Source organism: Streptomyces sp. NPDC037126 (assembly GCF_055605965.1).
Genome location: NZ_JBVJTD010000019.1, coordinates 79,216 through 92,693 on the forward strand (window position 1 = coordinate 79,216; position 13,478 = coordinate 92,693).

The window sequence follows — 13,478 nt, forward strand, 5'->3', positions numbered from 1 at the left end:
GGGTGCGATTGGCCCACTCACCTGTCGATTCGCGACAAAGCGTCTGAATTCCTGTTAAGTCGATAAATGTCCGTTCTTACCCTCTGATCAAAAACATGCCGTCATGATCCGATACCGCCCGGGCCGGACCCGTGGGCGCTATCGGTGATCGAAACAGGACCGGATACGCTGACTTGAGTGATGGCAGCGACCTATCGACAAACCGTGTAAGCGCCAGCAGACACCAGCAGACAGGAGACCCCTCGTGACCGTCGTCGGGCCGTTCGGGCTGAGCGTGCGGGACCAGGCTCTGGAAGCCGATGTCCAGGCCGGATTGACGGCTGTCGAGGAAGGCTTGCTCGAGGCCACCAAGAGCGAGGTCCCGTTCATCACGGAGGCCGCGCAGCACCTCGTACGGGCCGGTGGGAAGCGGTTCAGGCCGCTGCTCGTGATGCTCGCGGCGCAGTTCGGCGACCGCTACGCGCCGGGCATCGTGCCGTCGGCCGTGGTGGTGGAGCTGACCCACCTGGCCACGCTGTACCACGACGACGTGATGGACGAGGCGGCCGTGCGGCGCGGCGTGGACAGCGCCAACACCCGCTGGGGCAACTCCGTCGCCGTCCTCACCGGTGACTTCCTCTTCGCCCGCGCCTCCCAGATCCTCGCCGACCTCGGTCCCGAGGCGGTCCGGGTGCAGGCCCTCGCGTTCGAGCGGCTGGTCACGGGCCAGATCCTGGAGACGGCGGGCCCCACCGACGGCCGCGACCCGGTCGACCACTACCTGGACGTGCTCGGCGGCAAGACGGGCTCGCTGGTGGCGGTGTCGTGCCGCTTCGGCGCGATGATGTCCGGCGCCGACGAGACGGTCGTGGACGTGCTCACCCAGTACGGCGAGCGCCTCGGGGTGGCCTTCCAGCTCGCCGACGACGTCCTGGACATCGCCTCCGACTCCCACGAGTCCGGCAAGACCCCGGGCACCGACCTGCGCGAGGGCATCGCGACCCTGCCCGTGCTCCGGCTGCGCGAGCGGGCGGCCCGGCTGGGACTGCCCGAGGACATCGCCCTGTGCGAGCTGCTGGACTCCGACCTCAGCGACGACGCCCGGCACGCCGAGGCACTGGCCGCGCTGCGCGCGCACCCCGCGCTGGAGCAGGCTCGCCGGGACACCGTGCGGTACGCGGAGGAGGCCCGGGCCGCGCTGGCACCGCTGCGGGAGTGCGACGCCAAGGCGGCGCTGATCCAGCTGTGCGACGCGGTGGTCCACCGAGCCGGCTAGCCACCCCGGACGGGCGGCGGCCTCCCGCACGGAGGCCACGTGCCGCCCGCCACCAACGGGACGGGCCGGACGGGCCCACGCCGCCCCGCACGCCCCGTACGACGGCTCCGCACGCCCCGTGCGACGGCGTCACGCCCACGTCGTACGGACGGGACCCGCGCGGCCGTAAGACGGCGTCACGCCCACCTCGTACGACGGGCCCCGCGCGCCTCGGGCAGCCCGCACACGGATCCGGTCCGGGCGTCCCCGCGACCGCTGCCCGGGACGGTTGCAGCCATCCCGCGCGGGCCGTACAACGGTCGTACGCGCCCCGTGCGATGCGTGCGACCCCTACGGGTCGGGGGAGCCGCAACCCCTACGTGTCATACCGCAGGCGTACACGGAGTTGGCTCCGTGGTCTGACGATTCCTCATGGCCGATTTGGTCAGATGGACACCACGGAAATCAGCACTCCTCACCGATTCGGGTGAGAATGGCGGCTCAGGTGGACCAGCGTGAGGACAGCCGCCGCCGACGACGGAGGTAAGGCACACATGGCACCGTACGAAACCGACGACGCACTGGGCGCCGCGGGGGACGAGGACCGTAGCTCCGGCCGCCGCAAGGCCGCCCGGTACGCCGTCCCGGTCGCGGTGGTGGGGGTGGCGGCGGCCACGATCGGGCTCGTCCCGGCGCTCGCCGACTCGGGTGACCCCGACCTGCCCAGGATCACCGCACAGCAGCTCATCGACAAGATCGCCAAGTCGGACGTGCAGCAGCTGTCCGGCACCGTGAAGATCAGCACCGACCTCGGCCTGCCCGACCTCGGCGGCCTGGGGAGCAGCACCGCCTCCGGCGCGGCCAAGGGCTCCGGCGACGGCTCCTCCGCCGACCCGCAGGCCAGGCTCACCGAGCTGGCCTCCGGGACGCACACCCTGCGCGTCGCGGCCGACGGCCCCGACCGGCAGAAGCTCTCGCTGCTGGAGCAGGGCGCCGAGTACAGCCTCGTCCACAACGGCAAGGACGTCTGGGGCTACGACAGCAAGAGCAACGAGGTCTCCCACAGCACCGCGGCCGGCTCCGGCAAGGACCGGCGGACCGAGACCCCGGCCACCCCGAAGGACTTCGCCGACCAGGCGCTGAAGTCGGTGGACGACACCACGTCGGTCACCGTCGACGGCACCGCCCAGGTCGCCGGGCGCGACGCCTACAAGCTGCTGATCAAGCCCCGGCAGTCCGGCACCACCGTCGGCGCGATCAGCATCGCCGTGGACGCGAAGACGGGCATGCCGCTGAAGTTCACGCTGACCCCGAAGAGCGGCGGGGCCGCCGTGATCGACGCGGGCTTCACCCAGGTCTCCTTCGCCAAGCCGGCCGCCTCGGCCTTCGCCTTCACCCCGCCCAAGGGCGCGAAGGTCACCGAGGAGAAGAAGCAGCCCAAGGCGCGTGAGCACGCCCCGGGGTCCGGCAAGGACTTCGCCAAGGGCATGGACGGCGCCAATGTCCTCGGAAAGGGCTGGACCTCCGTCGCCACCTTCGACACCGGTGCCAAGGGCGGGATGCCGACCGGCGCCAAGGGCGGCGACCTCGGCGGCTTCCTCGGCTCGCTGGGCGACAAGGTCTCCGGGAAGTTCGGCAAGGGCACGGTCTTCTCCACCCGCCTGGTCAACGCCCTGATCACCGATGACGGCAAGGTCTACGCCGGCGCGGTGACCAAGGACGCCCTGGTGAAGGCGGCGGACGCCGGGAAGTGACCTTCCCCGGTCCCCGGGGGTACGACGAGACACAGGGGGAGCCGATGGGCGAACCGTCCGCCACGGAGCCGGACCGGGGCGACGCGGCGGCGAGCGTCATCGCCACGCGCGGCCTCACCAAGCGCTACCGCGGCGGACAGCTCGCCGTCGACGGTCTCGATCTGACCGTCCCGGCGGGCAGCGTCTTCGGCTTCCTCGGTCCGAACGGCTCCGGCAAGACCACCACCATCCGCATGCTGATGGGCCTCATCGAGCCGACCTCCGGCACGGCCCGCGTCCTGGGCCGGCCCATGCCACGGTCCGCCCGCGCGGTCCTGCCGCAGGTCGGCGCGCTCATCGAGGGGCCCGCCCTGTACGGCTTCCTCTCCGGCCGGGACAACCTGCTGCGTTACGACGCCGCCGACCCGACCGCCGACCCGCGCACCCGGCGCGTCCGGGTCGCGGCGGCGCTGGACCGAGTCGGTCTCGCGGCCGCCGCCGGCAAGAAGGCCAGGGCGTACTCGCTCGGTATGAAGCAGCGGCTGGGCCTGGCCGCCGCTCTGCTCCAGCCGCGCAGGCTGCTCGTGCTGGACGAGCCGACCAACGGCCTCGACCCGCAGGGCATGCGCGAGATCCGCACCCTGATCAGGGAACTGGCCGCCGACGGCACGACCGTCTTCCTCTCCTCCCACCTGCTCGACGAGATCGAGCAGGTGTGCACGCACGCCGCGGTGATGACGCAGGGCCGGCTCGTCGTGCAGGGCGCGGTGGGCGAGTTGGCGGCCGGGGCGCGGGGCCGGCTGGTGGTGACCACCCCGGACCCGGCCGAGGCGGCCCGCGTGCTGAAGGAACAGGGCGTCGGGGACGTCACCGCCGAGGGCGACCGGGTCACCGGCGAACCGCCCGCGCGGGACCTCGCCGAGGTGAACGCGGCCCTGGTCGCCGCCGGGGTGCGGGTGAGGGGCTTCACGCTCGAACGGGCCTCCCTGGAGGACGCGTTCGTGGCACTGACGGGGGAGGGCTTCGATGTCGCGGGCTGAGGCACCCCCGGCACCCGCCGCACGCGATGCCCGGCGGCCCGGTCCGCTGTGGACGTTCGGGCTGCTGCGCAGCGAACTGGTCACCACCGTCCGCCGCTGGCGCACGCTCGCGCTGCTCGGGGTGCTGGCCGCGGTGCCGGTGCTGGTCGGGATCGCGGTGAAGATCGAGACGCACGGCGGCTCGGGCGCGGGCCGGGGCGGCGCGGGACCGGCCTTCATCAGCCAGATCACCAACAACGGCCTGTTCCTGGTGTTCACGGCGCTGGCCGCGACGCTGCCGTTCTTCCTGCCGATGGCGGTCGGAGTCGTCGCGGGCGACGCGATAGCGGGCGAGGCCGGCGCGGGCACCCTGCGCTACCTGCTGGTCGCGCCGGCCGGCCGCACCCGGCTGCTGCTCACCAAGTACGCGACCGTGATGGCCTTCTGCCTGCTGGCCACCCTGGTCGTCATCGCCTCGGCACTGATCGTCGGGGCGCTGCTCTTCCCGCTCGGCGACCTGATGACCATCTCGGGCACGCGCATCAGCTTCGCCGAGGGACTCGGCCGGGCCCTGCTGATCGCCCTGGTCGTCGCCGCCTCACTGGTCGGCGTGGCGGCCCTCGGCCTGTTCGTGTCGACCCTCACCAGCAGCGGCATCGCGGCGATGGCGACCACCGTGGGGCTGGTCATCACCGTTCAGATCCTCGACCAGATACCCCAGTTGCACGCGCTCCAGCCGTACTTCTTCCCGCACTACTGGCTGTCCTTCGCCGACCTGATGCGCGACCCCGTCTACTGGGACGACCTGGAGAAGAACCTCGGCCTCCAGGCGCTGTACGCGGCCGTGTTCGGATCGGCGGCCTGGGCGCGGTTCACGACGAAGGACATCAGCGCGTGAGCGGCGGCTCTCAGGCGATCTCGTAGGGGAAGCGGGCGAGCGGCGGGTCCTGTGCGAAGAAGGTCTTCGCGCGGGTCAGCGCCTCGGTGTCGTTCAGCACGTCACCGGGCGCGCTGCCGTTGCCCAGCAGGACCCCGCCGAAGCGCATCCCCAGGTAGGCGGCGGAGTTGTTGAGCGTCCCGGCGTAGGGGTCGGCGACCGAGGGATCGTCGTGCGCGAGCGCGGCGACGCCCCAGAGAGTGCGGCCGGCCAGGGTGGCCTTGAAGTCGACGCCGGGGGTGCGCAGCCAGGCGGACCAGTAGTCCATGTAGCGCTTGGTCAGGCTGGAGACCGAGTACCAGTACAGCGGCGAGGCGATCACGATGTCCGTGGCCGCGAGCGTGGCGTCCAGCAGCATGCCGGTGGTGTCGTCCGGTGCCGGCCGGACGTGGTCGCTGTCGTGGCGCAGGTCCGAGAAGTCGGGCAGCGGGTGTTCGGCGAGGCGGATCCAGCGCTGTTCGACGTCACCGGGCAGCTGCTCGGCGGCCCCGCGGGCCAGCAGTTCGGTGTTGCTCTCGGCGCGGGCGCTGCCCAGGACGAACAGGAAGCGGCGGCTCATGGGTCCCCCAGGTGAGCGGTGTCGTACCACAATTACAGGCGCATGCATTTTATGCATACGCAATCACTTTTCTCCAGGGGGTTCCGGTGGGCACGGCTGGTGCGATGCTGTGACGTCGCGGTTACGCGGAAGGCGAGGGAACCGGACAGACTGGTTGGCACGACGCTTACGACCGGATCGCGACGCCGGAGGAGTGAGGAAAAGCCGATGTCCCGACTCAGCTTCGAGAAGAAGCGGGCGCAGCAGCCCGCGGCGCACCCGGCGGTGGTATCCGTCCGGGTGTTCGGCGCGGGTACCGCGTCGGTGGGCGGGTCGTCGGTCGTGGCGGCAGCGGGGGAGGAGATCCAGCAGGCCGTCCTCGACCACCTCCAGCGCCTCGCCATCAGCCTTGGCGCACCCATACGGGCCACGATCCAGGACGATTGCGCCGGTTGCGTCGTACCCCTGGAGGTCTCGGCGGACGGCTCCAGCCGGGTCACGGGGGAGCCGGTGCGGGTGCCTGCGGCGACGGGCCGGAACATGCCGTCCCCGGGGGCGGCCGACGCCGTGCCGTCCGTGGCCGCGCCGGCGCCGACGGGAACGTTCGGACCGGCGCCCGTGATGGCCCGGTCGGCCCCTGCCGTGGACGTGGCGGCCCCCGCGGCGGTCGTTCCGGCGCAAGTGGCACCCCATGACCTCTTCGGCGCCGTCGCCGACCCCGCCCCGGCGACCACGTCCACCCCCACCCCGCCCCGGGGTTTCGACGCCGTCGCCGAGGAGGTGCTCGGGGACGGGCCGCTGACCGAGACGGCGGAGGGCGCCGAGCTGCTCACCGGGCCCATGACGCGGATCAACGAGGCCGTGCGGGCGGGCCGGATCGACACGGCGGCGGAACTCGTCGACCGCACCGTCGGCGAGGCGTCCGCCGTGCTGGGCCCCCGCCACCCCGAGGTGCTGCACCTGCAGGAACTGGCCGCCTACATCGCCTACTTGGCGGGTGACCCGGTCCGTGCGTTCCGGCTGTCCCTGGAGTCCGCCCGCGCGCGCAGGAGCGCGCGGGACGCCGAGGCGGCCTACGGCGACGTGCAGAGCGCTGCGACCGCCTGGCGGGCCGTCCGCGACCCGGAGGAGGGCCTGCGGATGGGCCGCGACCTGATCGACCTGTGGACGGACCTCACCGCGGAGCCGGGCCCGGCGGCCGACGACCTCCGGCCCCTGGAGTCCGCCCGCGCCCGCATGGTCCGCCTCACCGACAGGGCGGCCCGCGCGGCACAGGCCTGAGCCCCACGACGGGCCCGCACCGCAAAGACCCGACCCCGCTACCGGCCCGCGCGCCCGCGTCACGCCTGGCCGAGCCCCGCGACCGGCCCGAGCGCAGTCCTCTTGAGGCGGCGACCGGCCGGTGTCGGCTGTCGGCCTGCGCATGCGTCGCCCGCGCCGCTCAGGCCCGGCGCCGCTTCATGGCGGCGGCGCCGGCACCCGGGCCCGGGATCCGGTCAGACGTCCACCGGGGCGGAGCCCGGTGTCTCCAGTTGGGGCAGGGCGATCGGCAGCCTCGGCTCCCGGGGCCTGCGCGCGAAGCGCAGCGCGTCGCCCGTGAGCAGGATCAGCGCCAGCCACACCAGCGCGAACCCGGCCCAGCGCTCGGGCGGCATGGCCTCGTGGAAGTACAGGATGCCGAGCAGGAACTGGAAGACGGGGGCCAGGTACTGCAGCAGGCCCAGCGTGGACAGCGGGACGCGGATCGCCGCGGCGCCGAAGCAGACCAGGGGCAGGGCGGTGACGAAGCCGGTGGAGGCGAGCAGGGCCCCGTGGCCGTCGCCCTCGGTCGTGAAGGTCGAGTGCCCGTGCGCGGTGAGCCACACCAGGTAGCCGACCGCGGGCAGGAACTGGATCGCGGTCTCGGCGGCCAGCGACTCCACCCCGCCGAGGCCGACCCTCTTCTTCACCAGACCGTAGGTGGCGAAGGAGAAGGCGAGGCAGAGCGAGATCCACGGCGGGCGGCCGTAGCCGACGGTCAGGACGACCACGGAGGCGAAACCGGTCGCGACCGCGGCCCACTGCACGGGCCGCAGCCGCTCCTTCAGGAGCAGCACGCCCATCGCGATGGTGACCAGCGGGTTGATGAAGTACCCGAGGGACGCCTCGACCACCCGGCCGGAGTTCACGGACCAGATGTACACGCCCCAGTTCACGGTGATGACGGTCGCGGCCACCGCGACGAGCGCCAGCCGGCGCGGCTGGCGCAGCAGTTGGCCGGCCCAGGCCCAGCGCCGTACGAAGAGCAGGGCCACGGCGACGAAGACCAGGGACCACATCATGCGGTGGGCGAGGATCTCCACGGCCCCGGCCGGTTTCAGCAGCGGCCAGAACAGGGGGACCAGGCCCCACATGCCGTAGGCGGCGAAGCCGTTCAGCAGGCCTATTCGGTGTTCACCCTTGGATGTCACGGCCACGGCCCCTCCTACTCGCCCGACGCACGCGAAAAAGAAGGTAGCGCCGGGCACCCCCGCCTGTCATGCCCGTATCGCCATACGGTCATGACAGGCGGGAGGGGCGGACGGGGTCAGCCCTTGAGGGCGGCGGCGACGGCCTCCGAGAGCGGTGTGGTCGGGCGGCCGGCCAGCCGGGACAGGTCGCCGGAGGAGACCACCAGCTCGCCCTTCTCGGCCGAGGCGTCCACGCCGGCCAGGATCCCGGCCAGCGGGGCCGGCAGCCCGGCGCCGGTCAGGATGCCGGTGAAGGCCTCCACCGAGACCGGGTTGTAGACGATCTCCCTGCCGGTCTGCCGGCTCAGCTCGGCCGCGTACTCGGCGAAGCTCCAGGCCTCGTCGCCGCCCAGCTCGTACGTCCGGTTCTCGTGGCCCTCGCCGGTCAGCACCGCGACCGCGGCGGCCGCGTAGTCGGCGCGGGAGGCCGAGGAGATCCGGCCCTCGCCGGCGGCCGCCACGACCGCGCCGTGCTCCAGCACCGGCGCCAGGTTCTCGGTGTAGTTCTCGTGGTACCAGCCGTTGCGCAGCAGCGTGTACGGCAGGCCGGAGGCGAGCAGCACCTCCTCGGTGGCCCGGTGGTCGTCCGCGAGGGCGGCCGTCAGGCTGCCCGGCGCGCTGGTGTACGCGAGCAGCGCCACGCCGGCCGCCTTCGCCGCCTCGATGACCACCGTGTGCTGCCGCACCCGGCCCTTGTCGAACTCGTTGCCCGAGATCAGCAGCACCTTGTCGCCCGCGGCGAACAGGCCGTCGAAGGTCTCGGGCGCGTTGTAGTCGGCGACGGCCAGCCGCACACCGCGGGCCGCGAGGTCGGCGGCCTTCTGCTCGTCGCGCACGACGGCGGTGATCCGCTCCGCCGGAACCTTCTCCAGCAGCTGTTCCACGACGTGCCGGCCGAGGTGTCCGGTGGCTCCGGTGACGACGATGCTCATGCTTCAGAACTCCTTGGGGGTGCCCGTGTGGCCCCGGAATGGCGCGGGGTGGCTCGGGATGCCGTATGGCACTCACTCTAGGGAGGGCACTAACCAAGCGAAAGTACCCACTTTGAAGTAAGGTACTGGCATGGCGGTAAGTAATGCGCGGGCGCGCAGCGGAGCCGAGGCCGAGGCGCTGTGCCCCTACCGGCTCGTCCTGGAACACGTCACCAGCCGCTGGGGCGTGCTCGTCCTGATCGAACTGCTGGAGGGCTCGCGGCGGTTCAGCGAACTGCGCCGGGCCATCGACCAGGTGGGCCGCATCAGCGAGAAGATGCTCACCCAGACCCTGCAGACGCTGGAGCGCGACGGCCTGGTCCACCGGGACGCCAAGCCGGTGATCCCGCCCCGCGTCGACTACTCGCTCACCGGTCTCGGCCGGGAGGCGGCGGAGCAGGTACGGGCCCTGGCCCACTGGACCCACCTCCGCATGGGCGAGGTGGAGCAGGCCCGGCTGGCGTACGACGAGGCCCGGGAAGGGCGTTCCCGGGCCTCGTGATGCGACGGCGGTCTCAGCCGACGACCGTCCAGGTGTCCCCGCCGGCCAGCAGCGCGGCCAGGTCGCCCTTGCCGCGCTGTTCGACGGCCGCGTCGAGCTGGTCGGCCATCGCCGTGTCGTAGACCGGGCGCTCCACCGAACGCAGGACGCCGATCGGGGTGTGGTGCAGGGTGTCCGGGTCGGCCAGCCGGGAGAGCGCGAAGGCCGTGGTCGGGGACGCGGCGTGCGCGTCGTGGACCAGGATGTCCGCCTCGTTCTGCGGCGTCACGGTGACGACCTCCAGATCGCCGGTGGCCTTGTCGCGGACGACGCCGTGGGAGCCGTCGGGACCGAACCGGATCGGCCGGCCGTGCTCCAGGCGGATCAGCGCCTCCTCGGCCTGCTGCCGGTCCTTGAGGGCGTCGAAGGCGCCGTCGTTGAAGATGTTGCAGTTCTGGTAGATCTCGATCAGGGCCGTGCCCGGGTGGCCGGCGGCGGCCCGCAGCACCTCGGTCAGGTGCTTGCGGTCGGAGTCGATGGTCCGCGCCACGAAGGACGCCTCCGCGCCGATCGCCAGCGACACCGGGTTGAACGGGGCGTCCAGCGACCCCATCGGCGTCGACTTGGTGATCTTGCCCATCTCGGAGGTCGGCGAGTACTGCCCCTTGGTCAGGCCGTAGATCCGGTTGTTGAAGAGCAGGATCTTGAGGTTGACGTTGCGGCGCAGGGCGTGGATCAGGTGGTTGCCGCCGATGGACAGCGCGTCGCCGTCACCGGTGACGACCCACACGCTCAGGTCGCGGCGGGAAGTGGCCAGACCGGTCGCGATCGCCGGGGCGCGGCCGTGGATGGAGTGCATCCCGTAGGTGTTCATGTAGTACGGGAAGCGGGACGAGCAGCCGATACCGGAGACGAAGACGATGTTCTCCCTGGCCAGGCCCAGCTCGGGCATGAAGCCCTGTACGGCGGCGAGGATCGCGTAGTCACCGCAGCCCGGGCACCAGCGCACCTCCTGGTCCGACTTGAAGTCCTTCATCGACTGCTTGGCCTCGGCCTTGGGGACGAGCTGCAGCAGCCCGTTGCCGGTGTCAGTCATCGATGGCCTCCTTCAGAGCCGTGGCGAGCTGTTCCGCCTTGAACGGCATGCCGTTGACCTGGTTGTACGAGCGGGCGTCGACCAGGTACTTCGCCCGGATCAGGGTGGCCAGCTGCCCGAGGTTCATCTCGGGGACCACCACCTTGTCGTACTGCCCCAGCACCGTCCCGAGATTGCGCGGGAAGGGGTTGAGGTGGCGCAGGTGCGCCTGCGCGATCGACTCGCCGGCCGCGCGCAGCCGCCGTGCGGCCGCCGTGATCGGCCCGTAGGTCGAACCCCAGCCGAGGACGAGGGTCTTCGCGCCGTGCGGGTCGTCGACCTCGAGGTCCGGGACCTCGATGCCGTCGACCTTGGCCTGCCGGGTGCGGACCATGAAGTCGTGGTTGGCCGGGTCGTAGGAGATGTTGCCCGTGCCGTCCTGCTTCTCGATGCCGCCGATGCGGTGCTCCAGGCCGGGCGTGCCGGGGACCGCCCACGGCCGGGCCAGGGTCTGCGGGTCCCGCTTGTACGGCCAGAAGACCTCGGTGCCGTCCTCGAGCGTGTGGTTCGGGCCCGAGGCGAACTGGACCCTGAGGTCGGGCAGCTCGTCCAGGTCCGGGATGCGCCAGGGCTCGGAGCCGTTGGCCAGGTAGCCGTCGGAGAGCAGCATCACCGGCGTGCGGTACGTCAGCGCGATCCGGGCCGCCTCCAGGGCCGCCTCGAAGCAGTCGGCCGGGGTCTTCGGCGCCACGATCGGCACCGGCGCCTCGCCGTTGCGGCCGAACATCGCCTGGAGCAGGTCCGCCTGCTCGGTCTTGGTCGGCAGACCGGTGGACGGGCCGCCGCGCTGGATGTCGACGACCAGCAGCGGCAGCTCCAGGGAGACCGCGAGGCCGACCGTCTCGCTCTTGAGCGCGACACCGGGACCGGACGTGGTGGTCACCGCCAGCGAACCGCCGAACGCCGCGCCCAGCGCCGCGCCGATGCCCGCGATCTCGTCCTCGGCCTGGAAGGTCCGCACACCGAAGTTCTTGTGCTTGCTCAGCTCGTGCAGGATGTCCGAGGCCGGCGTGATCGGGTACGAGCCCAGGAACAGTGGCAGATCAGCCTGCTGCGAGGCGGTGACCAGGCCGTAGGCCAGGGCGAGGTTCCCGGAGATGTTCCGGTAGGTGCCCACGGGGAAGGCCTTGGCGGCCGGGGCGACCTCGTAGGAGACCGCGAAGTCCTCCGTGGTCTCGCCGAAGTTCCAGCCCGCGCGGAACGCGGCGATGTTGGCCGCCGCGATGTCCGGCTTCTTCGCGAACTTCGACAGCAGGAACTTCTCGGTGCCCTCGGTGGGCCGGTGGTACATCCAGCTCAGCAGGCCCAGCGCGAACATGTTCTTGCTGCGCTCGGCCTCCTTGCGGGAGAGGTCGAACTCCTTCAGGGCCTCCACCGTGAGCGTGGTCAGCGGCACGGGGTGGAGGCCGTAGCCGTCGAGCGAACCGTCGCCCAGCGGGTCGGTCGCGTAGCCCACCTTCTGCAGGGCGCGCTTGGTGAACTCGTCGGTGTTCACGATGATCTCGGCGCCACGCGGCAGATCGCCGATGTTCGCCTTCAGGGCGGCCGGGTTCATCGCCACCAGCACGTTCGGCGCGTCGCCCGGGGTCAGGATGTCGTGGTCGGCGAAGTGGAGCTGGAACGAGGAGACGCCGGGCAGGGTGCCTGCGGGGGCACGGATCTCGGCGGGGAAGTTCGGCAGGGTGGAGAGGTCGTTGCCGAAGGAAGCGGTCTCCGAGGTGAACCGGTCCCCGGTGAGCTGCATGCCGTCACCCGAGTCCCCCGCGAACCGGATGATCACCCGGTCCAGGCGCCGAACGTCCTTCGCGCCGCCCGGTTTGCGCTGCTCTCCTACGACGGTTCCGTCGGTCTGCTCCGCTGGGCTGCTGACCTGGCTGGTCACTGAACTGGACCTCCTTCGAGGCGGCTGTCCGGGGCGTGGTCGTCCCACGGACCATCCCAGGATCAACCCTACGTCGGTTAGGGTCGCCTTCCCGGGGCCATCCACAGATTGGACGGCCTTTCGGGTCGGCATGTCGCGCTGACGTGTCAGGGCTTCCTGCCCGGTTCACTCCTCCGGTCTCCACCCGGGTACCCGCCTCCCAACAGAAGCCGGACGGTCTGACGCCGTGCTGACACAGTGTCGTTCGATCAGGAGTTCAAGTAGGTCAGTACGGCGAGAACACGCCGGTGGTCACCGTCGCTCGGCGCCAGTCCGAGCTTCAGGAAGATGTTGCTGACGTGCTTCTCCACGGCGCCGTCGCTGACCACCAGCTGCCGGGCGATAGCCGAGTTGGTGCGCCCCTCCGCCATCAGCCCGAGCACCTCGCGCTCGCGCGGGGTGAGCCCCGCCAGCACGTCCTGCTTGCGGCTGCGGCCGAGCAACTGCGCGACCACCTCGGGGTCCAGCGCCGTGCCGCCCCCGGCGACCCGCACCACCGCGTCGACGAACTCGCGGACCTCGGCGACCCGGTCCTTGAGCAGGTAGCCCACGCCCCTGCTCGAACCGGCCAGCAGTTCGGTGGCGTAACGCTCCTCCACGTACTGCGACAGCACCAGCACGCCGAGCCCGGGGTGCGACCTGCGCAGTGCCACGGCCGCCCGTACGCCCTCGTCGGTGTGGGTCGGCGGCATCCGCACGTCCGCCACCACCACGTCCGGCAGCTCGCCCTGGGCGTCCAGGTCGGCGATGGTCTTCACCAGCGCGTCCGCGTCTCCCACGCCGGCCACCACGTCATGCCCTCGGTCGGTCAGCAGCCGGGTCAGGCCCTCCCTGAGCAGCACCGAGTCCTCGGCGATGACGACACGCACCCTGTCCTCCACGATCTTCCGGCCCCCCGCAGCCCCATCCGCGACGACGTCCTCCGATGACGCGCGCCCGTACGAAACTCCAGCATTCCAGCATCCGGCCCACTCCGCCGCCGCACCTTCGGGAATACCGGTGGGATGCCGGTGACGTGCC

12 protein-coding genes are annotated in these 13,478 nt (G+C 71.6%); 6 read left to right on the forward strand and 6 right to left on the reverse strand.

The window, feature by feature from the left end:
• The first annotated feature begins 244 nt into the window (after positions 1–244).
• From ACZ7FF_RS33210 to ACZ7FF_RS33225, 4 genes are all read left to right on the forward strand, one after another.
• Positions 245–1,255, forward strand: a complete 1,011-nt coding sequence (locus ACZ7FF_RS33210) for a polyprenyl synthetase family protein (protein WP_470816976.1) — start codon at positions 245–247, stop codon at positions 1,253–1,255.
• 533 nt (positions 1,256–1,788) lie between these two features.
• On the forward strand, positions 1,789–2,988 hold the full coding sequence (locus tag ACZ7FF_RS33215; RefSeq protein WP_470816977.1) for a LolA family protein: 1,200 nt from the start codon (positions 1,789–1,791) through the stop codon (positions 2,986–2,988).
• A gap of 44 nt (positions 2,989–3,032) precedes the next feature.
• Positions 3,033–4,007: an ABC transporter ATP-binding protein gene (locus ACZ7FF_RS33220; RefSeq protein WP_470816979.1), complete on the forward strand. Its 975-nt coding sequence runs from the start codon at positions 3,033–3,035 to the stop codon at positions 4,005–4,007.
• Positions 3,994–4,884 (forward strand): ABC transporter permease, encoded by an 891-nt coding sequence (locus ACZ7FF_RS33225; protein WP_470816981.1) that lies wholly within the window; start codon positions 3,994–3,996, stop codon positions 4,882–4,884. The genes ACZ7FF_RS33220 and ACZ7FF_RS33225 overlap by 14 nt, the downstream gene beginning before the upstream one ends.
• Before the next feature lie 10 nt (positions 4,885–4,894).
• Here ACZ7FF_RS33225 and ACZ7FF_RS33230 read toward each other — a convergent pair whose 3' ends face one another.
• Positions 4,895–5,482 carry a flavodoxin family protein gene (locus ACZ7FF_RS33230; RefSeq protein ID WP_470816983.1) on the reverse strand — a complete coding sequence of 196 codons (588 nt, stop codon included), beginning with the start codon at positions 5,480–5,482 and terminating at the stop codon, positions 4,895–4,897.
• A gap of 207 nt (positions 5,483–5,689) precedes the next feature.
• Between ACZ7FF_RS33230 and ACZ7FF_RS33235 the strand changes: the two genes are divergently transcribed.
• A complete protein-coding gene (locus ACZ7FF_RS33235; protein WP_470816985.1) occupies positions 5,690–6,742 on the forward strand; it encodes a hypothetical protein in 1,053 nt (350 codons plus the stop codon).
• A gap of 215 nt (positions 6,743–6,957) precedes the next feature.
• Here ACZ7FF_RS33235 and rarD read toward each other — a convergent pair whose 3' ends face one another.
• Together rarD and ACZ7FF_RS33245 are read right to left on the reverse strand one after the other, a co-directional pair.
• Positions 6,958–7,917 carry an EamA family transporter RarD gene (gene rarD / locus ACZ7FF_RS33240; protein ID WP_470816987.1) on the reverse strand — a complete coding sequence of 320 codons (960 nt, stop codon included), beginning with the start codon at positions 7,915–7,917 and terminating at the stop codon, positions 6,958–6,960.
• Positions 7,918–8,027: 110 nt separating this feature from the next.
• Positions 8,028–8,882 (reverse strand): SDR family oxidoreductase, encoded by an 855-nt coding sequence (locus ACZ7FF_RS33245; RefSeq protein WP_470816989.1) that lies wholly within the window; start codon positions 8,880–8,882, stop codon positions 8,028–8,030.
• 130 nt (positions 8,883–9,012) lie between these two features.
• Between ACZ7FF_RS33245 and ACZ7FF_RS33250 the strand changes: the two genes are divergently transcribed.
• Positions 9,013–9,423, forward strand: coding sequence for a winged helix-turn-helix transcriptional regulator (locus tag ACZ7FF_RS33250; protein WP_470816990.1), 411 nt, complete (start codon positions 9,013–9,015; stop codon positions 9,421–9,423).
• A 13-nt stretch (positions 9,424–9,436) separates the two neighbouring features.
• Here the strand turns inward: ACZ7FF_RS33250 and ACZ7FF_RS33255 are convergent, their stop codons facing one another.
• The 3 genes from ACZ7FF_RS33255 to ACZ7FF_RS33265 all read right to left on the reverse strand — a co-directional run bounded on the left by ACZ7FF_RS33255 (position 9,437) and on the right by ACZ7FF_RS33265 (position 13,327).
• Positions 9,437–10,498 carry a 2-oxoacid:ferredoxin oxidoreductase subunit beta gene (locus ACZ7FF_RS33255; protein ID WP_470816991.1) on the reverse strand — a complete coding sequence of 354 codons (1,062 nt, stop codon included), beginning with the start codon at positions 10,496–10,498 and terminating at the stop codon, positions 9,437–9,439.
• Positions 10,491–12,419, reverse strand: coding sequence for a 2-oxoacid:acceptor oxidoreductase subunit alpha (locus tag ACZ7FF_RS33260; protein WP_470816992.1), 1,929 nt, complete (start codon positions 12,417–12,419; stop codon positions 10,491–10,493). The genes ACZ7FF_RS33255 and ACZ7FF_RS33260 overlap by 8 nt, the downstream gene beginning before the upstream one ends.
• A 248-nt stretch (positions 12,420–12,667) precedes the next feature.
• On the reverse strand, positions 12,668–13,327 hold the full coding sequence (locus ACZ7FF_RS33265) for a LuxR C-terminal-related transcriptional regulator (RefSeq protein ID WP_470816994.1): 660 nt from the start codon (positions 13,325–13,327) through the stop codon (positions 12,668–12,670).
• Between the last annotated feature and the right edge of the window lie 151 nt (positions 13,328–13,478).